The 25178-nt window shown below is 55.8% G+C and carries 24 protein-coding genes; 7 read left to right on the plus strand and 17 right to left on the minus strand.

Going from position 1 to position 25178, the window contains the following annotated elements; all coding sequences use genetic code 11:
- Positions 1-383: 383 nt before the first annotated feature.
- Complete coding sequence (locus GRX64_RS06085) at positions 384-836, minus strand: lysozyme inhibitor LprI family protein (RefSeq protein WP_166264690.1); 453 nt, start codon at positions 834-836, stop codon at positions 384-386.
- A complete protein-coding gene (locus GRX64_RS06090; RefSeq protein ID WP_166264692.1) occupies positions 833-1315 on the minus strand; it encodes a lysozyme in 483 nt (160 codons plus the stop codon). The genes GRX64_RS06085 and GRX64_RS06090 overlap by 4 nt, the downstream gene beginning before the upstream one ends.
- Before the next feature lie 975 nt (positions 1316-2290).
- On the opposite strand from GRX64_RS06090, the gene ggpS reads away from it, so the two are divergent.
- A complete protein-coding gene (ggpS, locus tag GRX64_RS06095; protein WP_166264693.1) occupies positions 2291-4564 on the plus strand; it encodes a glucosylglycerol-phosphate synthase in 2274 nt (757 codons plus the stop codon).
- Positions 4565-4631: 67 nt separating this feature from the next.
- Positions 4632-6074 (plus strand): sucrose phosphorylase, encoded by a 1443-nt coding sequence (gtfA, locus tag GRX64_RS06100; protein ID WP_166264694.1) that lies wholly within the window; start codon positions 4632-4634, stop codon positions 6072-6074.
- 102 nt (positions 6075-6176) lie between these two features.
- Here gtfA and GRX64_RS06105 read toward each other — a convergent pair whose 3' ends face one another.
- From GRX64_RS06105 to GRX64_RS06130, 6 genes are all read right to left on the minus strand, one after another.
- Entirely contained in the window at positions 6177-6614 is a 438-nt protein-coding gene (locus GRX64_RS06105) for a hypothetical protein (RefSeq protein ID WP_166264696.1), read from the minus strand.
- A 157-nt stretch (positions 6615-6771) separates the two neighbouring features.
- The gene (locus tag GRX64_RS06110) at positions 6772-6975 is read right to left on the minus strand and encodes a 2-hydroxymuconate tautomerase family protein (protein ID WP_166264697.1); all 204 of its coding nucleotides are present in this window, start codon (positions 6973-6975) and stop codon (positions 6772-6774) included.
- A gap of 112 nt (positions 6976-7087) precedes the next feature.
- A complete protein-coding gene (locus tag GRX64_RS06115) occupies positions 7088-7417 on the minus strand; it encodes a DHCW motif cupin fold protein (RefSeq protein WP_166264699.1) in 330 nt (109 codons plus the stop codon).
- Positions 7418-7578: 161 nt separating this feature from the next.
- Entirely contained in the window at positions 7579-8436 is an 858-nt protein-coding gene (locus GRX64_RS06120; RefSeq protein WP_166264701.1) for an alpha/beta fold hydrolase, read from the minus strand.
- Positions 8437-8496: 60 nt separating this feature from the next.
- Complete coding sequence (locus tag GRX64_RS06125) at positions 8497-8973, minus strand: DUF2938 family protein (RefSeq protein WP_166264703.1); 477 nt, start codon at positions 8971-8973, stop codon at positions 8497-8499.
- Between the two features lie 105 nt (positions 8974-9078).
- Entirely contained in the window at positions 9079-10260 is a 1182-nt protein-coding gene (locus GRX64_RS06130; protein WP_166264705.1) for a class I SAM-dependent methyltransferase, read from the minus strand.
- Between the two features lie 257 nt (positions 10261-10517).
- Here GRX64_RS06130 and GRX64_RS06135 point away from each other — a divergent pair, with 257 nt between their 5' ends.
- Positions 10518-11573: a GlxA family transcriptional regulator gene (locus tag GRX64_RS06135; protein ID WP_166264707.1), complete on the plus strand. Its 1056-nt coding sequence runs from the start codon at positions 10518-10520 to the stop codon at positions 11571-11573.
- Positions 11574-11713: 140 nt separating this feature from the next.
- Entirely contained in the window at positions 11714-12790 is a 1077-nt protein-coding gene (locus GRX64_RS06140) for a TauD/TfdA dioxygenase family protein (RefSeq protein WP_166264709.1), read from the plus strand.
- Between the two features lie 77 nt (positions 12791-12867).
- Here the strand turns inward: GRX64_RS06140 and GRX64_RS06145 are convergent, their stop codons facing one another.
- The 3 genes from GRX64_RS06145 to GRX64_RS06155 all read right to left on the minus strand — a co-directional run bounded on the left by GRX64_RS06145 (position 12868) and on the right by GRX64_RS06155 (position 15435).
- Positions 12868-14067 carry an ADP-ribosylglycohydrolase family protein gene (locus GRX64_RS06145; RefSeq protein WP_166264711.1) on the minus strand — a complete coding sequence of 400 codons (1200 nt, stop codon included), beginning with the start codon at positions 14065-14067 and terminating at the stop codon, positions 12868-12870.
- Positions 14068-14416: 349 nt separating this feature from the next.
- On the minus strand, positions 14417-15109 hold the full coding sequence (locus tag GRX64_RS06150; RefSeq protein WP_427901645.1) for a substrate-binding periplasmic protein: 693 nt from the start codon (positions 15107-15109) through the stop codon (positions 14417-14419).
- Between the two features lie 149 nt (positions 15110-15258).
- Positions 15259-15435: a hypothetical protein gene (locus GRX64_RS06155; RefSeq protein WP_166264715.1), complete on the minus strand. Its 177-nt coding sequence runs from the start codon at positions 15433-15435 to the stop codon at positions 15259-15261.
- A 986-nt stretch (positions 15436-16421) separates the two neighbouring features.
- Here GRX64_RS06155 and GRX64_RS06160 point away from each other — a divergent pair.
- Complete coding sequence (locus tag GRX64_RS06160) at positions 16422-19727, plus strand: HYR domain-containing protein (RefSeq protein ID WP_166264717.1); 3306 nt, start codon at positions 16422-16424, stop codon at positions 19725-19727.
- A gap of 215 nt (positions 19728-19942) precedes the next feature.
- Here the strand turns inward: GRX64_RS06160 and GRX64_RS06165 are convergent, their stop codons facing one another.
- Positions 19943-20113 (minus strand): hypothetical protein, encoded by a 171-nt coding sequence (locus tag GRX64_RS06165; protein ID WP_166264719.1) that lies wholly within the window; start codon positions 20111-20113, stop codon positions 19943-19945.
- A 715-nt stretch (positions 20114-20828) separates the two neighbouring features.
- Between GRX64_RS06165 and GRX64_RS19695 the strand changes: the two genes are divergently transcribed.
- Positions 20829-20957: a hypothetical protein gene (locus GRX64_RS19695; protein ID WP_282433934.1), complete on the plus strand. Its 129-nt coding sequence runs from the start codon at positions 20829-20831 to the stop codon at positions 20955-20957.
- 98 nt (positions 20958-21055) lie between these two features.
- On the opposite strand, the gene GRX64_RS06170 is transcribed toward GRX64_RS19695, so the two are convergent.
- The 5 genes from GRX64_RS06170 to GRX64_RS06190 all read right to left on the minus strand — a co-directional run bounded on the left by GRX64_RS06170 (position 21056) and on the right by GRX64_RS06190 (position 24619).
- Entirely contained in the window at positions 21056-21568 is a 513-nt protein-coding gene (locus GRX64_RS06170; RefSeq protein ID WP_166264721.1) for a hypothetical protein, read from the minus strand.
- Positions 21569-21796: 228 nt separating this feature from the next.
- Positions 21797-22264 (minus strand): hypothetical protein, encoded by a 468-nt coding sequence (locus GRX64_RS06175; RefSeq protein ID WP_166264723.1) that lies wholly within the window; start codon positions 22262-22264, stop codon positions 21797-21799.
- 472 nt (positions 22265-22736) lie between these two features.
- Positions 22737-23204: a hypothetical protein gene (locus tag GRX64_RS06180; RefSeq protein ID WP_166264733.1), complete on the minus strand. Its 468-nt coding sequence runs from the start codon at positions 23202-23204 to the stop codon at positions 22737-22739.
- A 43-nt stretch (positions 23205-23247) separates the two neighbouring features.
- Positions 23248-24012, minus strand: a complete 765-nt coding sequence (locus tag GRX64_RS19540) for a hypothetical protein (protein ID WP_235937537.1) — start codon at positions 24010-24012, stop codon at positions 23248-23250.
- A 4-nt stretch (positions 24013-24016) separates the two neighbouring features.
- Positions 24017-24619, minus strand: coding sequence for a hypothetical protein (locus tag GRX64_RS06190; RefSeq protein WP_166264735.1), 603 nt, complete (start codon positions 24617-24619; stop codon positions 24017-24019).
- Between the two features lie 372 nt (positions 24620-24991).
- Here GRX64_RS06190 and GRX64_RS06195 point away from each other — a divergent pair.
- Positions 24992-25178: AraC family transcriptional regulator ligand-binding domain-containing protein (locus GRX64_RS06195; RefSeq protein ID WP_166264737.1), on the plus strand; the 187-nt coding region annotated here is incomplete at its 3' end.

Consider the following 25178-nt stretch of genomic DNA (forward strand, 5'->3'; position numbering starts at 1 on the left):
AGGGTTGCGGATAGACGATTGACAAACCTGAATAATCCCCTGGAATCCCTTCAAGGAAGGCGTTCGGAAAGTCGCGTCGGGTGCCTCTAAAGGCAGGTTTTAGGCGTCTTCGTTGCTCGATGTTAATGCACGGAGCGAAGTTTGAGGATTTCTCGGTTGGCGGGTCGGTTAACGTCGGGGAAACGCCCACTCAGTAAACGACACCCTGGGCCCGAAGACATCAGAAGAATGGGCGCTGTTTGAATAAGTGGCAGCCACCCGAGCGTTAGCCACCGTAGTCAGAAAGGCTGGTTGAACTGTATCCTTTTAAATCAGCCGGAACCCTTCGAGACTTCTCACGGGTCGGTCTTATTGTGGGCTGTTTAAATCAGCCGGCGCTGCCGTTAGAACTGCAGCCGATACGTCTGCAAGAGTTCAATCCGGGATTTAAGGATTTCGGAGTAAAACGCCAACTTGGATACAGACGCTGAACTACCAAAGTTCTCCTGGGTCCAGACACTGTCCACAAAACTCATTTCCGCTTGTCGATAGGTTTGCCATTTCGCTTGAGTCTCAAAAAAAAGCGCCCTTTCAGAGTCAGAGAGACTGCCTTCCAGCGCGGTCTCGACGAGTTGGAGCGCCTGCTCCAGAAAATCGATATAGCCCCGGTACTCAACAATCATGTCTGCGGTCGTTTGTGACTTATTGTTGATGGCTAGCTCATACGACGACGCTTGTGCCCTAAATTGCTCCAAGTAGTCCGGCGCATCGGGGTTGTCGATGGCTTGGCATGCCGCAGAGGTGAAGGTGATTAAGAGTAGTAAAAGCGTGCGGCCAAATTCAGACGACGTATTCACTGGTAGATTCCTTGTTCAAAAAGCTTCCATTCTGCCGCTCGACGATTACCGAGGCCCTTCATCACCTTACCTTGCGATTGATTCCAGGCTCTCCAGGCGCTTTCCAACGATGGGTAGCCAGTCTTCGCGTTCGGGTTATTCACTAATCGAACAACGGATGAGCCTGAAAATGCCCTCTGCCCGATATTGAACGCAAAGATCACCAGTGCATCAAACTCAGCTTGCGACAAGCTGCGTGTAATGACCTTTCGGATCTCTCGTTCATAGGGCGCAACATTCCGGACTAGCAGCGCTTCAGCGTCCAGCTGGCTAATTCCGGATGCAAACTTAGACCACTCGGACTGATTAATGAGGTGACCAACACTGATTGTTGCGCCGGCTACCCACTTGAACGTGGCGAAACCGGTTTGGTCGTCGTAGGGTTTGAGGCTGATGCCTTCAAGACGTTTTAACAGGGAGCGCCCCGAAGCACTCAGCACCCGATTGCGAGCGAGTGGCGTTTGCCTTCTTTTGGCGGACTGAGTCCTTGTGCCATTTATTCCATCCCTTGGTTGGCAAGACAGGTTTGAAGTCTATTTGAAAGAATGTACTTGTTCAATTTATCCAAAACCAAGATGACATATCCAACACTTCCCTCTCCAGAATCATTCGCGCTGCTGCCATGAGCGGGCTGGGAAAAGCATTACTATCCTGCGCTGACTGACTGTTGTAGAAGCTCACCCAAAGAACGCGCGATGATGTCGAGGACCGGCCATGGAAACGACAATTGGCCTCTCTATGGCTCTGGCCTGGTCGCTGTTCGGCACAAACCCGTGGTGCCGGTGTCAGCCGCTCGCTTATGATAAAGAGAACTCGCGGTGCCAACACCGGCTTCAAATATGGGCCAGAAGGAATCCGGGGTAATTGGAAACGTGCACCCCGGTGCCACCAACAGATTGCGCTCGCACCATTATCGAGTTGCATCAGTGCGTCGCGGGCCAGAAGCGCACCAATCGGAGGCATCGGAGCCCCGACAAGCCCCCCGTCGCCCTGACGCTGCTTTCGGGGCCTGCCGCCGCAGCCGATGGGTGCTTTAGAGGCGGTCATTGGCTGTGTGCGTTGCCCCGGCAATCAGGCCAGGGCCTTGCATTCGTGCCAGTGCAAGGGCTAGCGCCGGGCGCTTGCAGGGCCCGCACGAGACGGCCTTGCACCGGAGCCGGTATGAAACCTGCATACACTGTTCTACAGGGTCCCTTGGTTCAGCAAAGCTTTACCCGTGCCACGCGGCGCCTATCTCGACGCAACCGTTTGCTGAACTGTCGGAATTAAAAAAGATTATGGGACCCTCCGAAGACGTCATTTGACGATTCTGCAAGCCATGGGGGCCTGCCTGCAAAGACCACCTTGATTCCGCATTTCGGGGAGCGCCAGAATCGTCAATAAACGTCTTCAGAGGGTCCGTACAGGAGTACACCATGCTACTGGCCACCGACCTCGACGGCACCTTTCTCGCGGGTGATCCGGAAAACCGCCTCACGCTTTACCGGCTCATCTCGGCCCACCCGGAAATCGATCTGGTGTTCGTCACCGGTCGGGGACTGGAGTCCGTATTGCCCTTGCTCTCGGACCCCACCATTCCCGACCCGGACTACATCATCTGCGATGTCGGCTGCACCGTGGTGCACGGCGACTCGCAACAGGCGATTCAGCCATTGCAGGGCGAGATTGACGACCTCTGGCCCGGCGAGCACATGGTCGAGAATGTCCTGGCGGACTTTACCGGCCTACAGCGTCAGGAAGTACCCCAGGAGCGCCGCGTGTCCTATTTTTGCGACCACGATGTGGTCAGCGACGACCTGTTGGCGGGCATAGCCGCCCTGTCCTGTGACGTACTGTTCTCAGCCGGCAAGTATCTGGACATACTGCCCGGCGGCGTGAACAAGGGGCGCACCCTGTCGCGCCTGGTCGAGCACCTGGGAATAGACCCGGAAGCGGTGCTGGTGGCCGGTGATACCCTCAATGACCTGTCGATGTATCAACACGGTTTCAAGGGTGTCTGTGTGGGTGATTCCGAGACCGGTCTGCTCGCCGCTACCGAGCAGCAGGCCCGGGTGCTGCACGCAGGTGCGACCGGCTGTGGCGGCATCCTGGAGGCCTTTGAGCATTTCGGGTATCTGGGCCATGAGGGCATTGACGCCGAAATCCCCGACTACATGAATTCGGGCAAGTCCGACCTGGTGATTGTCTACCACCGGCTGCCCTATGAAGAGGTGGTCGAGAACGGCGAGCTGATTCGACGCCGGCCCAAATCCCCGAACGGCATCATCCCGACGCTGTTGAGCTTTTTTGCCGATGGCAAGGCGGGGTCCTGGGTGGCCTGGTCGATCGATGATCCTGAGCTGGGTCCCTTTCAGACCCATACCGAGGTGGATACCGGCCGGTACGAAAAACTGGTCGCGGCTCGGGTGCCATTGAGCCACGACGACGTTGAGATCTTCTACAAGCGGTTTTCAAAAGAGGCCTTCTGGCCCACCTTGCACACCTTCTGGGAGCGCGCCACGTTCCGGGACGACCACTGGCAGGTTTTTCTGAAGGTCAATAAACGGTTTGCGGAGTGCACCGCGGCGGAAGCGGCGGAAAACGCGGTGGTCTGGATTCACGATTACAATTTGTGGATGGTGCCGGCGTTTTTGCGCGAGATGCGCCCGGACCTCACCATCGCCTTTTTCCATCACACCTATTTTCCGTCCGCCGACGTGTTCAACGTGCTGCCCTGGCGCCGGGAAATCATCGGCAGCCTGTTGCAGTGTGACTACATTGGGTTCCACATCCCCAGGCAGGCCGAAAACTTTGTCGATGTGGCACGAGGCGTCACCCCCCTGGAGGTCACCCAGAAAATGGGGTGTGCACCGCGTTTCCTGACCTATGGCTGCGCCGTCGGGCTGGATGAAATGAGCACCGAAATTACGGTCAATGACCGCAAGATCGGCCTGGGGGCGCACCCGGTCGGGCTTGATCTCAACCGCGTCCGTCGCGCCCTGTCGGATCAGAGCGTGGTTGCGCGGATGGAAACCCTACGCGAGGAACTGATGGACGTCCGGCTGATCCTGTCGGTGGAGCGTCTCGATTTCACCAAAGGCATCATCGAGAAACTGGACGCCTACGAGCGCATGCTGAACGAGCACCCCGAGCTGATAACCAAAGTCACCTTGATGCTGGTCTGTGTACCGGCAGCGTCTGGCATGACCATTTACGAAGAACTGCTGTCGCAGATCGAGCAAACGGTCGGGCGCATTAACGGGCAGTTTGCCCAGGTCGGCTGGACCCCGGTGCAGTTCTTTTTCCGCGCCCTGCCCTTTGAAGAGCTGGTGGCCTACTACACCATGGCCGATGTGATGTGGATTACGCCCCTGCGGGATGGCCTGAACCTGGTCGCCAAGGAATACATTGCGACCCAGGGGCTCACCAAAGGCAGCGGGGTGTTGGTGCTGTCCGAGTTTGCCGGTGCGGCGGCCGAGCTGCGCGGGGTCATCCTGGCCAACCCCCACCATCCCCAGGAGCTGGCCGATACCTGTTACTACGCCCTGGCGATCAGCCGCAGCGAGGCCCAGAACCGGCTGAGCGAAGCCTTTGAAGTGGTGTCCCGTTACGACATCGACTACTGGGGGCGGGAGTTTATCGACGCGGTGGAACAGCGACGCACCTCCAAACTGGAAAAGATCCTGCCGATAGGTCATTGCGCGGCCTGAGCTGACAAAGCAACCGGGGCGCACTGTTTTCGCGCCCCGACATCCTCTCAATCCAGGAGCCAAACACATGCTGCTCAAAAACGCAGTACAGCTGATTTGCTACCCCAACCGGATCGGCAAGGACCTGAAAGACCTGTACACCGTGGTCGAGAAACATTTGCCCGATGCCATCGGTGGGCTGCATATCCTGCCGTTTTTCCCCTCCAACGCCGATGGCGGGTTTTCACCGCTAACCCACAAGGAAGTGGACCCGGACTTTGGCACCTGGAATGACATCGAAGCCTTCACCGCAAAGTATGATTTATGCGTCGACCTGACCGTCAATCACATTTCCGACGAGTCGCCCGAGTTCAGGGACTTCATCGCCAACGGTTTTGACTCCGAGTACGCCGATCTGTTCGTGCACGTCGACAAGTTCGGTGACATCTCGCCGGACGACATGGCGAAGATCCATATCCGCAAAGAGAAAGAACCGTTCCGGGAAGTCACCCTGGCGGATGGCACCAAAACCCGGGTCTGGTGCACCTTCACCGAGCAACAGATTGACCTCAACTACGAATCCGATCTGGCCTACACCTTGATGGAAAGCTACATCGGCTTTCTCACCTCGAAAGGCGTTAACCTGCTGCGCCTGGATGCCTTCGGTTACACCACCAAACGTATCGGAACCAGCTGCTTCCTGGTGGAGCCCGAGGTCTATCAGATCCTCGACTGGGTGAACCAGGTGGCCCTGAAGCATGGCGCCGAGTGTTTGCCGGAAGTCCACGATCACACCAGTTATCAGTACGCCATTGGTCGCCGCAACATGCACCCCTATGGTTTTGCGTTACCGCCGCTGCTGCTCTACACGCTGCTGGACGCCAACAGTGTGTACCTGAAGAACTGGCTGCGGATGTGTCCGCGCAACATGATCACCGTGCTGGATACCCACGATGGCATCTGCATTCCGGATGTTGAAGGCGTGTTGCCGGATGAGAAGATCAGAGTCCTGATCGACAACATCGATGCGCGCAGTGCGGACCCGATCATGCGGCGCTCCGCGGCCAACATCCACAGCGTCGGCGCGATCTACCAACTGACCTGCACCTTCTACGATGCGCTGATGCAGAATGACGACGCCTACATTGCCGCCCGGGCGATACAGTTCTTCACCCCCGGCATTCCACAGGTGTACTACGTTGGGCTGTTTGCCGGCTGCAATGACCACGAGCTGATGGAGCAGAGCGGCGAGCTGCGGGATATCAATCGCCACTTTTACAGCATGGACGAGGTGGAACAGGAGTTTGAAAAACCGGTCGTGCAACGCTTGCTGGGTCTGATGAAGTTCCGCAGCAATTACCCGGCCTTTGATGGCCATTTTGAACTGAACTATTCCAACAACTCCAGCGTCGCCATGGCCTGGCGCCATGGGGACTATTACTGCCATTTGTTTGTCGACCTGAACTTCAAGACGGTTAAAATTGACTACGTCGACGTGGCCACCGGCAAGACCGAAAGCCTTCCCTGTTAAACCTGACGTCTGAGCACACCCGCCAAACCTGTCCGGCGGGTGTGCTCAGCGGGATGTCGAACCGGGTGTCAAAAAAGCGTCTGGTTCGCTGACCGGTCACCGCTATTCGCTCCAGAAATTCCACCACTTCTTTCGGTTTTCCCGGGATGCCATGCCTTGCTCTGACCCCTTATCAAGCTCCTTCTGTTCTTGATTCAGCTTCTTTTCTGCCTGCTTCTCTTTGCCCTTTGCCTGCTGCTTTTCACCATACTTTTGACTGCTGCTGGCCTTCTCTGACTGTTTCTGCTTTTGCTTTTTTACCTCGTCTTCGTCGCGCGCCCTGTATTCATCCTTGTCATCGTCGTCATCCCTGGCCTGCATCGCGGACTGATGCGCGGCTTTTTGCTCCGCCGAAGACTTGCCGTTCACCGTCCCTTCGTTTTTTGCTGCGAGCACCGGTGATGCCAGAGCAACGCTCAGCAGTACTGCGAATATTCGTATTTTCATTGGTAACCCTCTGCTTTGTCTTTCAATGGAATGAACGCGTCGCACGCGGCGCAAAGACGGTCGTGCCCTACCCACGGAATGGACCGGGACCGATTTTTAGTGCTCAGCTGGCGCTCTGCCCCGAACCCAGTCGAGGTTTGATCCAAGCACGGTTTAAGGCACGGTTCAAAGCACTATTTAAATCAACTCTTTCAATAATGTATACCCTGAATCAACTGCCTCGCTTCCGGCGCTCGGTGACGAGTTCCCCGGCAATTCCCCAGTTATCGGTTTCAACTTCATCAATCACAACCACCGTTGTGGCGGGGTTCTTGTTTAAAACGCGCTGAAGCAGTTCCGTTGCACCGGCCACCAATTCCGCTTTCTGCGCTTTCGTGACGCCTTCGTTGGTGATTTTAATGTTCACATAGGGCATAGGTTAAATTCTCCGAGTCAATGTAACGCCCGCCGTCCAAGGCGCCCAAGGCGCCGTGAGGCGATAATTCTGGCATCCGGGTGAAGGCCGGGGAAGACCTGACGCTCGGATATTAGTCCACAACAAACAGTTTGGCCCCCTGCTCGGTCGAGGACCGATGAAGCTCGGCGTTGTCTGCGACCTGATAGCTCGAGCCGGGAGGGAGCACAAAACAGCGCCCGTCTTTCAGCTCCGTGTGGAGTTCACCTTCCAGACACAGCAGGATGTGGCCTTTGGCACACCAATGATCCGCCAGATAGCCGGGGCTGTACTCCACCATACGGACCCGGATATCCCCGAAGGTGCGGGTCTGCCAATACGCCATCCCCTGTTCCCCGGTGTGTTCGGTCTTCTCTACGTCAGACCAGTCCGTCACCCCAAAGGGTAAATCCTTAATATTCAAACTGACTCTCCTTAGGCACGCACTGTCTTATGACCGGACTGGTCAGCGATGTACGGCGACCATCCGTGACCTGTGCCAGCACACTGCCGATGTCGTTGAACCCAACATCATACCTGCAACCGAAGGGGTCGGCGCGTCCGTTTTGCGTGCCCGGATTCAGCTCACGCTTCAATGCCGAGGCCTTCTGTCAGCACAGGCCCTAGCTGTCGGGCATGTGTCATCGGGGCCATGTGGCCCGCTTCGGGGATAATGCGCTGTTCGGCGTCCGGCAAGGCTGAGCACAAAGCGTCGAAAACCGATCGGGCCACCGGATGGGTTTGCGCCCCGCATATCAGGTGAAGCGTTCTCAGGCGTTTCAGGGCGGTCAAGTCGGTTTGGCCCGTCAAAATCCATTGCCATTCGCTGGCCACCTTGGGCATGCGGGCGGACAGGGCAGCGCGCCGGGCTTCCGTCAGGCTTTGCCAGGCCTGCGGCCCATTCCAGAAAGTCACGAACGCCTGCGCCGCACCCCGGTCCTCGCCTGCCGCAACCAGATCGATTTGTGCGTGACCGAAAGCGGCGATGGTCTGGAATGACCGGTCGGCGCCAGTGTGCGCCAGCACGTCGAAGCAGACCGGCTCAATCAGGGTCAGGCTTCGAATCGCTTCAGGCATGGCCAGTGCCGCGGCTATCGCAGTCACACCTCCGTAGGAATGGCCGACGAGGTCTACCGCCCTACCCGGCGCAATGGCCCTGAGGAATGCGACCAGAACCGGCCCATCGTCTTTTGCAGTCGCCGCGCTGCCATCATGTCGGCCGGTGCCCACATAGCCGACGAGTGCGGGGGCGAAGATGGGGCGATCAGGTCGGATCTCGGCCAGATCCGCCATCAGTGGACGCCATTGGGCCGGTGACGCCCCGCCCGAGTGAACCAGAACAAGCGGGGGCTGCGCCCCGCCCATTGCCTGATCGTCGGCCTGGCGCCATGCCTCGTACGACACCGTGAATGTATCGGTCGATAGTGTGTTTATGCCTGTCATCTTTGATGCCCTCGCGGTCCGGGACGAGACCGGTTGCAGCGACCGCCAGCAGCGGCACGGCTACACCCCCAACACACGCAGCCCGATGTACAAACCAAAACCAAAGACCAGGTGCGACGTGGCCGTGACCAGCCGGGCGACGCGACGATTGGGCAGGTTGCGTGCCATCACTCCCGCCCCCATCGCCGGTTGCATCACCAGCCAGGGTGCCGCAAGCGTCACAACGCCAAAGCCCAGAGCGCTCGCCAGGGTCGGACGATCCCATGCCCCCAGTTGCAGGATCACGGCGTAAAGTGCCGCATAGGCGATACCGATGACGTAATGGAACGTCCAGCCGATGGCCAGCTCGCCCGAGACCGGGCTCGCCGTGGCGATTGAGCGGTGGATGAACACCCCTCGCGGCATCCAGCCAACCCACCGGCCGATCATCCGCCAGTTGGCGGCAGGCAAGCCCAGTGTCCGGCGCAGCGTCTGCTGCCAAAGGTCCGTGGCGGCAGTCGCCACGGCCCCCGTGAACGCGATCTCGAAGGGTGTCATCCGGTCGTCCTCCCTGTCTGTATTTTAGTCCCCTCGTCCTTTTAATTTTAGTTCCCTCGTCCCGCTGCCGTCGTTTTCCGCGGTCCCTGCGTTAACGCCCCACCCTTACAACCGGGCTTCCAGGATGAGGTTGAACGGTGTCTCAGTTGCCCGACGGAACCGGGTGAAACCGGCTTTACGGAATACGTCTGCCAGCCGGGCTTCGCCGGCCTGAGCCCCCAATACCGTGTGGCCGCCCTCAGAAATCGCATGGGCGCAGCACAAGGTGGTCGACGCGGCGTAGTAGAGACGCGCCACTGGCGAGACGTTATCTTCAACCCGGTCATTCGCGAACGGCTCGACCAGCATCACCGTGCCATCGGGCGCAATGGTCTGGGCCGCGTAGCGTGCGGCCGCCGTCGGGTCACCCATATCGTGCAGGCAGTCGAAGAAGCAGATCAGGTCATAGCCGGTACCGGAATAGTCGGTTGCACTGGCCGCCTCAAAGCGGACACGATCACCAAACCCGGCACCACGGGCGATGGTGCGTGCCTCGCGAATGGAGCCGGCGTGGGTATCGAAACCGCTGAAGCGTGAGTTAGGGAATGCTTCCGCCATCAAAACGGTTGAATGGCCGTGGCCGCAACCGATATCCGCCACCAAGGCACCGTGCGCCAGCTTTTCGATGACGCCGTCCAGGGCCGGCAACCACTCCGCAACCAGGCTGCCGCGATAGGCATTGCGATAGAACGCAGCCACACCACAATAGAGCCGGCCGTCATGGTCGCCCCAGGGCACGCCCTTACCGGTGCGGAACGTCTCGACGGCTTTGTCTTCGTCAAACCACATCGAGGCGGGAACCGCCCAGGCGTTGGGGATAAAAACCGGGCTGTCCTCGTTCGCCAGCACGAAGGCCTGCTCCGGGGTCAGCTCGTATGTATCGCTGATCGCGTGGTAATCAACGTAAGCGCCGGCGACCTGGGCCCCTAGCCATTCCCGTACGTAGCGCTCGGCACAGCCCGCACGGGCTGCCACCTCGCCCGAGGTCAGCGGGCCCGCGCCAGCCATGGCCTTGTAAAGGCCGAGCCGGTTGCCGATGCTCACCATCACACCGCCGTAGCCGGCGGACAGATCGCTGATGGCCCGGGTGACGAACGTGTCGAGTTTCGCGGCGTCGAGGGTACCCGGTTCACCGCCGTTTACAGTTTGTGTGTCTGTCGTCGTTTCTGTTGTGTTCTCAGTTGTGCTCTCAGTTGTGTTCTCAGTTGTGTTCTCGTTTGTGCTCTTTGTTTCGATATCAGTTGTCATGGCCGTCATCTCCCTTCATCAGTTGGTATCAGCCGGTTGTCAGTCGGTCAGTTTCTCGTTGCCGGTCGGCAGTCAGCTGATGGTCAGTGGACTCACAAGGACGCCCTTGTCAGCGAGTTCAGAATGACAAAAGCCGCGACGCGGCAGCAGTGCGGGACGGTCCAAAACAGGTTCGTTTGTGCCAGTGTCGCTGGCAATTGCGGGCTCCGGGGCGCAGCGGTATTCTGATCATTCCTTGACCGCACGGAACGCAGGCGATGACCACCGCCACTCCTCCCGGGACACGACCGCTCCACGTCAGCCTGATCGCCATTTCAGATGCGGCGATTTCAACGCTCAGCGGTATCTTTGACGTGATGAATGCCTTCAAATTCCTGCCCGGGGCGGCACCAGAGAGCCCTCCTCCCTTTGAGATCGAAATTGTCGGGCTCGAAACCGGGCCCCTGGAACTGGCCAGCGGCCTGCCGGTCACCGTGCAGCGCTCCATCGACAGTCTGACGACGACCGACATCATCATCGTGCCCTCCGTCCTGCTGCCACCGGCGGGCTGGGAAAAGCATCGCTATCCCGCACTGACGGACTGGTTTACGGCCATGCACGGACGCGGGGCGTTACTCTGCTCGGCCTGCTCGGGCCTCTTCCTGCTGGCCGAAACCGGGCTCTTCGATGGCATGGATTCGACCGTTCACTACGGGTTTGCGCGACCGTTCGCAGAGGCGTATCCGGCCGTGCCTATCCATCCCGAACAGGTGCTGGTGGTTTCCGGCCGACACGAGGAACTGATCAGTTCCGGCGCTTCAATGACCTGGCACGACCTCGTGCTCTACCTGATTGGGCGCTATGTTGGTGTCTCCGCCTCGCTGGAGGTCGCACGCTTCTTTGCGCTGCAATGGCACCAGGACGGGCTGACACCCTATGTGGTGTTTGAAGGCCGCATGGATCACGGAGACACGGCGATACGAACCGCGCAGGAATGGTTAAGTGGGCATTTCTCCGTCGCCGGCCCCGTTGAGGAAATGATCAAGCGTGCCGGCCTGGCGGAGCGCACCTTCAAGCGCCGTTTCACCCGTGCCACAGGGCTTGCGCCCATTGCCTATGTCCAGCGGCTGCGGGTGGAGGACGCCAAGCGACGGCTGGAGCGAACCGAAGCCTCGGTCGACGACATCAGTTGGCAAGTCGGTTATGAAGACCCGGCGTTTTTTCGGCGCCTGTTCAAACGCACCACCGGTCTCGCGCCCGGGGCGTACCGGCGCCGGTTTCAGATCCCTGATTTTGTCCGGACCCCGCTGGGGCGGGCAGACAAGACGCGGTAGCCGGGGCAAAAGGCAGAACCAGACCCCGGTGTATCAGACCCGGAATCACACAGCGCTGATCGTGGAGGCAGGGTGGGGTTGTCACTCACATTCACTGCGTTAAGCTGTCTATAAATTAGCCAGCAAGGTACCTCACCACTATGGGACAAGCACCGGAAACATCCAGCCGCAGGCTACCGACCATACCGCCCCTGGATCCTCAACGCGTTTCGTTGATTGAGCAGGCGGGGTTGACGGTCAAACAACTGGACCCTCTTGGCGTTGAGATATATGGCGCGGACGTTCGCACCAAGTTTTCCGAGCCTCTGATCGAAGCGCTGGAAGCGGAAATGGCGAATCGGGGCTTCATCGTCTTTAAACATCAAACGGATCTCTCCCCGGATGAGCTGATCGCCGCCAGCAAATGGTGGGGCGCTCGCGAAATCCACTCTACCCACGGCATCCATCCGGCGACACCTGGCAGGAACCGGCACATCTTTCGCTGCTCCAATGACCAGCGCCATGGGATTCTGGGGGTGGGCCCCCAGTGGCATAATGACGGCAGTTTCGAGGCCGCCACGTTTTCCCATTCCGCCTATTATATGGCCCGGGCGCCGGAGCAAGGGGGCGGCACCCACTTCGCCCATCAGGGCGCCGCTTTTGATGCGCTGCCGAAGGAAAAGCAGGCCTTCTGGCAACGCCTCGTGTCGGTCAATTCAGCGTCCAGCGTGACGCACCCTGTCGTCCACACGCACCCTATTTCCGGACGCAAAAGCGTGTGGCTGCATCTGGGCATGACCGGAGCCGTGCTTGAGCGGCTGCCGGAGGACGGCCTGTCCATCGATGAACTGCAGAAGGCTCCGGCCACCGCCGACCAATTTCGTTTGCTGGACGAAGACGACATGAAGGCGTTGTTCAACGACTACAACGACCTGATGAACGAGTCGTTCGATCAGGGCTACGGGATACGTTATCACTATGACAACGGCGACTTACTCTTCATTGATAACTGGGCACTCGCTCACCGGGCATCGCCTGAAGCGCACCTGCCGGCCCATCAGCAAGGCCTGAGGATCATGGACCGTGTCACGATCAAGGCACGACAGGACCTGGCGCCTCACTTTGGCTTGCCACAGTATATTAATGTGTCCGGGCCCAACCCCTTCAACAGCGATGGCGTTTGGCAGGCCGGTGGCGTCGGGTTTCGATGGAAAGATGACATCCCCATGCAAAACTGATCGACGCCTGGCCGCAAACCGGGGTCGGGGCCTTCTTTTCGCCTGAGCAGATGGCAAGACCCGACCCCGTCATGATCTTACCGGGCTTGCGACCTGGCTGACGACTCCAGGTTCACCATCGCCTCAAACCCAGCGAAGATTCTCGGCGCATCGGTTACCCGTGCCAGCCAACTCAGGGGAATACCTCGTTCCCCACCAACCCCGTACAGGGCCGCCATGGCAGGCCCGATGATCGAGGCCCGCCCGCAGGAATCGCCCCCACAATGGATGTTGGCGCGAACGGCTTCGGTAAAGCTGCGGGCGTGGCTGAGTACATGAAAAATCACCGGCATGGCCTCGTGCAGGTAACAGGTGCGGCCATAGGCATCGCCAGCGCCCGGGCCATCCAGCGCGGTGCCTGAGCAGGCGTTAGTCAGGCTTTTCGGGTCGGGCGCTTCCCGGGTTGCAGCGTCCAGGGCCTCTGACAGTGAACCGCCCCGGAACAGGCCGTCCAGAAGCGTTGCCGCACACCGGGCCCAGGCGACGGCTTCATCGTTGTGGTTGGTCACCCGCACAGCCGCTTCGGTCATCGCCATCAACGTCTCGTCGCCGCAATAGCAGGCGACCAGTGGCGCCAGTTTGGAGACCGCGGGCAGTTGCAGGTCGTCGGCACCGCTCTCCGGCTTCAGTTCGCGGTCGATGGTTTCAGCCAGATGAATGCCGGCGGCCTGAATGTCCGGCTCCTTATACGTGAGGCTAATCGCCTTGCGAACCGGGTCGGCGAGTTGATCGCCGGTCAGATGCCGGGTATAAGGCAATACCTTCTGGACGAGCACCCGCTTCTGCTGGTCGGTCAGCACGGCCGTGGTGGTCGCCCTGGCGTGCTCAATGGCGGTCTGCTCAATGGTGTTCAGATTGTCCAGGGTTATCCGGGTCGGGTTATCAATGAAGCCCCGCCATTGGCCGCCCGGACCAAAGAAGGCCCGGAAACGCCGCTGGTAATCACGGATGTCCAGAGCCCCTGCATTGGCGAGCAGGCTGTCTGAGAGCACCCCGGTGGCGGCCGCGTAATGGCTGACGTCGCCGGCCAGTTTGCCTTCATGGGCAAAATACCCGAACCCCTTGGTAAAATAGTCGGCCCGGGGCGGCAGGAACTCCGGTGTTTGGCCTCCCACCTCCAGGATGCGCTCGCTGTCGTACAACCAATGCAACCCAAGGCTGGCAGCGTCCGCAACCCAGCCCCCGGCAAGGGCGCTGACAAGACGTGAGCGGTGTGCGGATTTCGATTCATGATTCATGCGAATGCTCCGAACGACTCTGCTTTTGAGAGCGATGACTGAACGTGGCTTTGGGTGACTTCCGTCGGCTTTGGATGGCCTTGAGTGAATTCAGATGGCTTTGGATTACTGTAGGTGAGGAGCAATCCGGGCGGACACACTTATTAACGACCGGGCTACCCGGGTTTCAGACCGACCTGCCTCTGTGAGCAGACTCACAGAGTATCAGGATGACGCTTACCGGGGAAAACCCGTCGCCGCGACAGTCGCCGGTTAAGCCAGAGCGAAGCCGATCATTGGGAGGCATCACGCCCGAACGAACACATAGCGATCGAAACCCTGGCTGACATTGCCGCGCGGCTCAAATGCCCTACTCGATATCAACGGGTGTTTCCGCTTCCTTTACGTCGGCCTGCTCAGATTCGGGGACCGGCTCGGCGGTGATTCCGTAACGGCGGAGAATGTCGGCCAATCTCCCGGATTTCTTTAATTCTGTGAGCCTATCCGACAGGATCCGGGCGAACTGAACGGCCTTCGGATGCTGGGGACTGAATCCGGTGTAATCCTCAAACGCCTCCGTGGTATGACCTGCAATCACCACTGTGTCCCTGGCCCCCATCTTATCAAGCTCATACATCGCCGAGTATTCACCCTCAAGAAAGGTGGTAATGCGATCCGTCTGGAGCATGCGCAAACCTCTGTTGGTCGTGCTGTCTCCATGCATTACATGCACCCGCGCTTCATTGCTCCGTTCTTGTTCAAGGTAGTTTATCAGGTCGGAATCCACATAATGATACCCCTGCACAATGCCAACTTTGACCGGGGCTAACGACGCGACGCCCGTATATCGCCAGGATGTTCCGGCGTTCACGAGAAATGCCACCCGTTGCACCACCGTCGGTCCGTCCGGATACACGAGACCGGGAGCATAGTCTTGGCCAACCACCACAATCCCGTCATGGGTGCCATCCTGAACGGAATTGACCGCCCGCACATAGGGGAGCATCTCAATCTCAAGCGTGTATCCGGCCGGTTCAAATGCCTCTCGAAGGACATCCGTCATAAACCCTTCTTTGCCTCCCTCGCTTGAGGGATCGCACGTGAACGGGCAATAATCAATCGTCGCAAAGCGAAGAGTTTCGGCCCAGGTGACAGAGGGAAAAAGGCACAGATTCACCCACCCAAAGAGCAGGAGATACCACATACGTGCGCTCATCTTGCTTTCTTCTTTTCTGCAAAAAACGCGATAAACGGGCGGAAAACCCGCATTTGATATTTACCGGACTGAGTGATTATCGCAAAAAACCAGATAATTGGTATCAGCGATGTCATTGTTAAGGCTCTTTCTAACATACTCATCAAGCGGTCAACGTCATCAGTCTGCATCATGGCGAACCCCATGATGATATACGTTGCTGTTAATAAGATAACGCATGCAACCAATGCCCAAGGACGTTAAATAAAACGCAAAAGACAAAACCTGACGCAGAGCTCTTTCACGGCGATTTTGATCATAATGAGCATCAAGGCTGATAACCCGCGCAATTAACATTGAAATGTTTAGTCGCCATGCCTGCCGAACGTGTACAAAACCTAAAACGTGAACAAGTGTAATCTTTCCAGAAGGTAAGCGCCCCAACCTCACTGACCGGCTCAACTCTATTACGGCCCGGTGTTTGTCGGAACTATCCACGGGTTTTCCCAATTACTTTACCTAATCCTGATGAGTGACTATAGATAAATATAGAACGCATGGGAGCGCCGGTTGCAGTGACGTCTGCCTGATAAAAAACAAGAACAAGCATCCGGGAGCTTTTATGTGGAATCCGACCATAAACCGGCGCGTCTGCGCGGGTTCATTTATTGTGGGTCTATTACCCTTACACCTGAACAATCACAACCGGGGCACGAGAATTCTCCAGCTCTTAACGCCTGCCGGTATGCTCCTGATAGTCGCACTTCTCCTGATGTCCGGCCCGGCAAATGCCGCTAGTTGTGGCGGGGATGGCGAGCGCGCCTGTTGTGCGGGCACCTTCGAGGTAGTGCTCGGCGACGCCTGTGATTATGGCAACGTAGAGGTGGCGGGCTGTTCGGGAGACTGCACCTGCGGCGGTTTTAACCCCTTTGGCATCGATGCCTCCGGAACCTGTAAGGCCACCACGGCCTGCGGGGGGGAGGGACAGCGCGCCTGCTGCAATGGGTCGGCAGAACCAACCTCGTCCGGAGCTTTAAGAGCCTGTGACGTAGGCCTGATCCCCGTGGAGGGCTGCGCAGGCAATTGCTACTGTGGAGGCGATATCTCAACAGGACAGGTAGCTGTACACACCTGTGCCAAACCCACAGCCTGTGGCGGAGAGGGCCAGAGAGCCTGTTGTGTGGGAGAGCCCGGGACTACCGCAGCCTGTGATACGGAAAACCTGGTAGAAATTCCCGGCTGCACTGGCGATTGCAGCTGTGCCACTGCTGATCCGGAGGGTCTCCTGGGCGGGTTCCCAGCGAAATCCAGCAGCACCTGTGCGCTGAGTGGCTACGCAACCAAACGTATCGAAGAGCCTGAAACAGATTGGGTGGCGCCGTCAGAACCGGGCGAATGTAGCATTCGCGGGTATGCCGACCTGCACAATCACCTGTTCGGGCATCTGGCCCATGGCGGCAACACCTTCGCGGGTAAATCTGCGCCGGTCGATGGCCAGGGTGAATTTGCACTTGACCGGTCTGACGACCCCTATGACTGGACGAACCCGCCGCCCACCATCATGTCCGCGCTCTCCTCTCTCGATGACCTTGCCATTCACCAATCTCACGATTTTCTGTCCGGTGATCCCGTTGGCTCAGGCACCAAAGATGGCGCAAACGGCTCCACGGGTGCACCGTACTTCAACAACTGGCCAACCTGGACCACCACCACCCACCAACAGATGTACTTTAAATGGGTGGAGCGCGCCTTTCGCGGCGGCATGCGTCTGACCACCATGTTTTCAGTCACCAACGAGGCGTTGTGCAGAACCACCAAAGGGGTCGATTGCGCCAACTCCATGGGACCGATCGATGACCAGATCGCCGCGGCCTATGATTTTCAGGACTTTATCGACGAACAGTGTCGCCAGGACATCATTACCGGCCAGGACTCGGGATTCTGCATTGGCGAAGACGGAGCTGAAGAAGGCTGGTTTAGAATTGTCACTGAGCCACTGCAAGCCAGACAGATTATCAGTGAGGGCAAACTTGCCGTAGTGCTCGGTATCGAGGTCGACAACCTTTTTAACTGCAAGGAAGAAAACAGCAACCGCCCGTCAGCAGACTGCCCCAATATGAGGGATGAAAACGGCAATCTCATTCTAAACGATCTGGGTGAACCGATTGATACCGTTGAAAAAGCAGTCAACCACTATTATGCCAAGGGGGTACGGCATTTTTTCCCGATCCATAATTTCGACAATGCCTTCGGGGGCGCAGCAACTTGGAACGACATCATTGCCCTGGGAAATGCCTACTCGGAACAGCGTTGGTGGGATATTGAAGATTGCGCCGCCGAAGGCTATGGAAGCTTTCTGAGCGGAGGAGCCTTTGACGAATTCTTCAAGCTTCTTATTGGCGAAATCGGTTTTGGTGGCGAGCTGCCCCCCAGACCGCTCTATGAGGGCGTTGCGTGCAACCGTTTTGGTCTTAACCTGGATACAAGCACCCCGGGTCCGGATAAGCGTGGTCTGGGCAGTGAGCTGCTCTTGGCCGTTATGCAACGGGGAATGATTATCGACATTGACCATATGTCGCGGAAATCACTCGACCACACGCTCGAGCTGACCCGTAATTTCGCTGGCCGCCCGAACGACCCCCAGTATCAATACCCACTGGTAGCCAGCCACGTTCAGTTCTTCGATCTCCATAAGCGGCGTTACGCTCCGCTATCCACCCTTGGACGTCATGAAAGGATGCGCACGCGTGAGCAACTTGAGGCCATACGGGATGGTGGTGGCATGATCGCCGCCATGACCAAGGATGATGTCCAGGACACTGACCTGAAAGACACGATCGTAACCCTTCCCTATTCCGAGCCACTGTTCGGAGCCGCCATCAAGAACGATTGTTCACAATCGACCAAAACGTTTACCCAGGCCTATCAGTACGCGGTGGACCTCATGGCCGGGCCGGTGGCTCTGGGTAGCGATTTCAATGGTATCGCCGGACACGTAGGGCCACGCTTTGGTGATGATGCGTGCGGAAGTGATCTGCCATTAAGTGCTTCAATCAATCAGGCCAGAAACCGCAGTGCCCAACTGCGCGCCGGTAACCGGCTGGAATATCCCTTTACCCTGGAGGAATTCGGCACCTTTGACCGGCAGGAAACCGGTTTCAAGACCTTCGATTTCAATGTCGACGGCCTGGCCCACGTTGGCTTACTGCCCGATATGATAAAAGACATGCAGAACATCGGACTGGAACAGCCTTATACCGATGCTTTGTTCGGTTCTGCCGAAGAATATATCCGGGTCTGGGAGAAGGCCGTCAAAGTGGCTGCCATCACCAATGGTGACCCTATTCCGGACGCGCCTCCCGCCGAACTCACGTGCCCCCGCCCCAGCTTGTGTGTAGGCGATGGGGATACCCCACCGGGAATCACCTGCCCGGCGGCACTGACCCTCGAGTGCACCGGCGTTGAGACCGTGGCGGCGTTTCCAGCCCCCGAGGCCATTGATGGCAGTTGTGGTGCGGCCACATTGCAGGGCTGTATTCCCGGCTCGGGCTCGGACTTCCTTGTTGGCGATACCAGTATCAGCTGCGCGGTGATCGATAGCGCCCGGAACGTCGAATCCTGCGGTTTCAACGTAACCGTAGTAGACACTCAACAGCCGCAGATCACCAGTATGCCCGCAGACCTGACGGGGATTGAGTGCACCTCGCCGCAGGGCGCATCACCAGCCCTTGGGCAAGCGGCGGCCGCGGACGTTTGCGATGCGGCACCGGTCATCAGCAACGATGCGACGCCCACTATTCCGATCGGTGCCAATACCGTGACCTGGTCAGCCACGGATGCAAGCGGCAACAGTGACACTGCGCCACAGCTCGTTGAGGTGGTCGATACGGTGCCCCCGCAGATCAGTTGCCCGGCCGCAATTGTGCGAGAGTGTACCGGCAATCAGTCAGCCACCGTCACACCTGATGCAGCCTCTGGATCGGATCTCTGCTCGACAACCGTCGCGTTCAGTCGTCCTGACACCCAGGCGTTCGGGCTCGGTCTGAGCGAGTTGAGCTATACGGCAACGGACGCTCAAGGGCTGTTCACAAGCTGCACCAGCACAGTGGAAATTCAGGATACAACGCCGCCAGAGATCAGCGCCGTTGTGCCTTCAACGGAAGTGCTCTGGCCACCCAACCATGAACTGATGGATGTCGTGGTGTCGGTGACGGTCAACGACCTTTGCGATAACGCATTACCCGTGTGCAGTGTGACCGGCATCTCGAGCAATGAGCACCTGAACACCGCCGGTGATGGCAATACCGATCTGGATTGGGCGTGGAACCCGGACCAGACAGGGTCGGCGCTGAACGTCCTGTTACGCGCTGAGCGTGAAGGCTCTGGAGACGGCCGCATCTACGCGGTCGAAGTCACCTGTGCCGATGAAGCCGGTAATACGACCATCGCTCAGACGACGGTGAATGCACCGAAGAATAATAACTGATGGGATGACTCCGTTTACCCGAATTTGAGGGTCCGATCCATGCGCCCCTACGCGGCTGGCCTGCTTTAAACAGGACCGTCGCCGACGGGGAGTCCGCCCGGACACCGTTTGGGTAACAGGGTTTAAGCGGCACCACCTGACTGGGGGCACCCTCGCGAGGAAGCTGTACAAAAAAATGAATCTTTCCCGGTTTTCAGATTTTCTTGACTGGGCCGCTAGTCTTTTTTGTCTATCGTTATCTCAATGGATTTGCTGCTACCCGCAAACCACTTCTGAACATACAGAGTACCCACCACAGGAGCGGTGCCTTCACTGGGGACTTCCTTATAGCGAACACTGTTTTTTGTTTCTTTCTCGTATTCAAACATGACTACTTTCTTCGACATATAATTTTCCCGCTAAACTATTGGTTGGTTTGCTATACGGTGTGGGCCTCCGGGGTCCTGCCTTGTGCATTTACAACGCTGGCACAACGCAAGCCTCTGAGCTACGGCCCTGAGTGTCTGGGACAACGCTGTTCCCATGGCCCTGCTGTTCGACCTTCCACGCTAGAAAATAAACTTGCCCCGGTTTTCGCTCGGAACGAACTGCATCAACTTGTTAGCGGACTGTTGCTCCATGGCGGCTTCCCACCAATCGCGACGAGAATGCAACGCAAGCCGTCGCCAATGCTCCGAATAGTAGAACCCCGTCGATTATAACCCCGAGCAGAACAGCTCCGAAAATGCCATAGAAGAGGCCCACTATGGTGAGCACCAGACACCAAGGCCGCGATCTCAACCCGCCCAATATCAGCGTGAAACCAATTACGATTGAGAGCGTTGGGCAAGGGATGAGCCCAGTCGGTGCGGCGTACAAGTACTCTATAGGTGTCGCATTATCGAGAAAATGAGGATATATCCAGCCAAACCCAATCATCATAGCGCCTGAAACGGCCACCCAAGCTGGCGCAACTTTCACAGCCTCTCGCGAAAAACGGGCGGCAATCGCGGCCAGAACCATACTCGTTAGTACAAAGGAGACTCCGTTGAATGGATTGCCGTGGACCCACGCCAGAATGCCGACAGAGATCAATGGGAGCACTAAAAGTAAACCGACCACATGTCTTCCCGGGCGAACGCCGAAGACGAGTCCGAAAACGAGGACTGCAAAGTAGCCATGCCACAAGACGGCGAGCAGTTGCCAGTCGTTGGCTATCGCTTTAAGGCCAGCGAGTATTTCCTCAGATGATGGCATTGTTGTCTTTCTCGCTAACGCTGAAGCACAGCGGCGGCTGAAAGCCGTCCGGTGGCCGAAGGCCACCGCGTACTACAGCGACTTGTTAATTGTCATCCGAACTGGACGCCAGGGATTGGTGAGAATGGCTTCTCTCTAATTTTTAGGATTTTTGAAACTCTATCCTGAACTCTTGGATCGTCTTTACATGTTTCGTACCAGGCTTCCACAGCGTCACATACTTCTTTGCAAAACATGGCGACATTTAAAGTCAGAATGCGCTCGGTCCGAATCCGATGCATCCCCATCGTTGTGAATTCAAACTTGTTGAGAACTTCTTGTGCTCGCTGCTCCGAAATATCAGCGGTTCCGGCATGTAATAGTGAACATCGCAGAGCCCAGCAGTCGGACGCAGTCAAAAAAACTACTTCTTCGCCTCCGATAATCGTTTTGTTTACGTCAGCGAGATTCTCATCAAACCAACGTTTATAGCGTGGTCCCGAATGCTCAGTACCTGGATAAGCAATAGCTCCACAAAGATCCGGCATCGTAAGTGACATGAAAAGAGCGGCATTCCAGTTCTCTGCTTCGATGCTACGACGTATAGATTCAGTGAACTTTTCCATGTCTTGCTCCAAATCTGAGGCTTCACGATGACAATTAACGCTTTTGTTTAGCGGCGACCTTTTTGTAGCGAAGCGGAGAAAAGGGCGTCCGGTGGAGGGCCGCCAGGCCCGGAACGAACTGGAACTATTTGTTAGAAAACTACCGTTATGGGATCCAGTAAACGATGGCGAGTAAAAGCCAATAGATCACGGTAGAGGCGCCAATGAAAATCAATCCCCACACCAAATTTATGCGCCACTGCGCCATTTAGGGCTTGGGATTATATTGATCTCTTTTGCCATACCCTCGTCTGACTTTGTGTAGGAAACGATCTGATTCCAAAGCAGAGGCGGAAAGTATAAATATGACACCGACACCTGCTCATTAGGCACCAACGTTGGAACGACAATTTCTGCGGAGCCATTTGCGCCGTCTTCGACCTTGTGAGCGACGTTCGGAAAAATCTGATAGCTGTGAGGAAGGTTTGCATGCCCGATACGAATATTCTTAGCGGTTCGCTTACCAATGTTTCTGATAACAATTCCGTGTGTTCTCACACCGTTAATATTCTGATCTTTCAACGGAAATTCAGAGGCATGCACCACGTACGAAATGAGTTTAGGCTTGGCCTCTATATATCTACTCAGAACTAGGCTAAACACCGCAACTATGAGCGGCGAAATAAGTTTAGCTATCGTATCGATGTCGATTTCCAAAGGTTACTCCCGTAGTGCCGAAATTTTCTAACGCCAAGCACACCGGCGCCACGTCCGTGGCGTCCGGTGCTGTGAATTGTTATGTACTCTTTTTGATCTTATAACCACCAAAACACCAGCCCAAAGCTCCGCCTATAAAAATGGCAGGAAGCAATACAACAATCTTGAACTTTGAAAGTTCGACGGGAAAATCGAAATACGCTAACGCATTATCAGCATAGGGGAGCAATGAAAGGGCAACGAGAATGGTGATTATAAAATTTAGGTACACACTCAAATTTGCTTTTAGGTGAACATTGCAGTTAGCACACCTTGTTGAGAATGCGTTCCTAGCTCTAATCCAATCGCTAAAACTGATAGCCTTTTCACCACAATTTGGGCAAATCATAATCGATGAGCCTTACACACATAACGCCTTGGGTAAGCTGCCGGTGCGGAGCGCAGCGTAGTACCGGTCAGCTTCACCCACTGGTTATGCATTGATGAGCTCCCGGTATTGTTCCGAGGGAAACTCGTGTTCAACCCACATTTCTTTGTATTTTTTCGGGCCGATGTTCTTATGGATTTTCGTCAGAACATCGGTTACCTGATCGACAAGTTGCTGCACCGTGGCCTCGCCCTTAAGCAAAACATCGTAATCTGATGAGGAGGTGAGCCCCCAACTCTGCCAATCTTTGAACCAGCGAGCCTCAAAGGCTATTTGGTTTTGATTTTTACTCACTACCAACTGTAGTTCTCCAGGCTCATCCATAAAGATTGCTTTCGCAGTCTTAGCCCCAGATCTCATTTCTATTGCAAGTTCTGCCAGATCCCGAAGGCTGTCATGCAAATAAGAAACGTCGTTCATTATCTCTCCCTCACCATCAGAAATGGTGATTTGGGCCCACCCGGCATCTTCAACGGTATAGGAGATAGATAGACTCAATTTCTTTACCTGCATAACGCCGCGCTTTGCGGAAAATTTTTCCGACAACAGCGCTTTGTTAGATCTTGTACTTTAAGACTACATTCTCTACTAGATCCTGTATGAACTCAGTTGCTTTAAGTTCAGATATTGATATTCCTGATGGGTGAGCGCTTGAGTTACGAGTTCCGAGTTTTTCATCAAGTATTTTTCTAACGTCATTGGTGATGATCTTTGCTGAGCGGCAGAACTCAATGAACTTACCCTCTGGAATTTCAGTAAAATCATCGACGGAAGTTAGCTTTGATATTTTTACTCTTTTGTCTGTGTTGGCTGATAGAACGGAGTCGAATTCATTTTTTTTATGCTTGTATATGTACTTATATAGATGGTTTACAGTCAAGATCCAAGCTAAAACTATACTTGCTCGCTTGGCCCCTATTTCATAGCAATCGATGGCTTCCTGAAGGAAAGACTTTTGATGCGAGTCCGCTATATCTGAGAGCATATTTCTTAGAAGATAAGAGGTTTCTCTCTTTGACGGCCCTGTACTTAAATTCTTTTGCAGATCTAGTTCGGCAGAGCGCTCAAGAATATATCCATCTTTCCTTTTTATGAACTTCTTTCCTTTCCCTCGCTTACTTTTCGCAGAAAGGTATGAAGGTATATTGGAATACGGTTCAATCCTTAAAATATCAAAGCACTCTTTCAACTGGCGAGAGCTAGCAGAATCCTCTTCTTTAATTACAGTGATGAAGTAAACAAAACAGTCAATTAATTCCGTTTTTTTTAACTCTTCGAAATTTTCAATCTGAAGAACGAAATCATCTAAATCTTGATTCATTTATTTATTTTTCCTTTTTCTTAGGGAGATCTCGTTCAACATAATCCTCGCCGATATGGTGAAGGCTTGAGTTCGGGCCATTCTTAATAATATATGAGGATATAGCCAGATTAGAAAGTACAGAGGTTAGCCTTTTTGGCGCCTTTTCATTCACTGTGCGAAGCGCCGTAAACACTTCATCTTTGCTCAAAGATTCTCTGTTGGTATTTTTGATTAGCCAATAAATCACGGTCAAGACATGATCTGACTGCCCCGACGGGCTCTTCTCTGCATAGAAATCTTTAAAGGCTTGTCTCTCATCGGCATTCAGCCCAAGTTCCACGGTCTTATAGGTTTCCGGTTTTGCGGAAGAAGTTCTCTTTGGCTTGGCAGGAGTTTTTCCTTTGGGCTCTGCTGCTTCGGCGGCTCCATCGCCAACATTTTCTTCGCCCCCTTCCCCGGTTTCTTCACCTTCGTCCTCGCCATTTGAGAACTGAGACTTAGCGTCGATTAATGATGGCAAAAAACTCTCGAGCCTATCAAATATCATGTTGAGCGATTCACTGGCAGCCTCGATATTTACTGCACCGCTATTCAAATCAATATTTATTTTTACGATATCCGACATAATCCTGACTCCTAAAGTAATACTAAAAATCTAACAGTGATTAAACCGCATTCCACGATATTGCAAAAAAGTGCGTTCTCGATAACTCCCACTTTTCGGCTATGTTTCACGGGCCCAAGCTCCAAGTTTAACAACACCTTAGTTCAGTTGTTGCCACATCACCATGTAATCGCTTGAGTTCTTTATTCGTGGATTCAACCAATATCCGCGGCCATGGTGGCCGCCCACCCCAGTGACCGCTTGCCACAGTCGGCACTGGCGCCGTCGTTATATTCCTGGGGCAAGTTCTGTACTATCGGCTTCTGCCATAATCAGGGCAGGTGCTGTTCCACGCACCTGTTTGTCCACGCACCCGAGTCGAGTTGCCGGTTCATGAAGAATCTGACTTTCTCATCCCACTATGCCCGCGCCATTCTGTATGGGCTGGAGAAGTCCGGTGGCCGGGCGGATGAGTTGCTGGTGGCGCACGGCATTGACCCGGCCATGATTCGCCCGCCCAAGGCGCGGGTGCCGACGGATCAATTTATCCGGTTGTTTCGGCTGGCCTGGCGGGAACTGG

This window comes from Marinobacter caseinilyticus (genome assembly GCF_011074955.1).
GTDB classification, from domain to species: Bacteria; Pseudomonadota; Gammaproteobacteria; order Pseudomonadales; family Oleiphilaceae; genus Marinobacter; species Marinobacter caseinilyticus.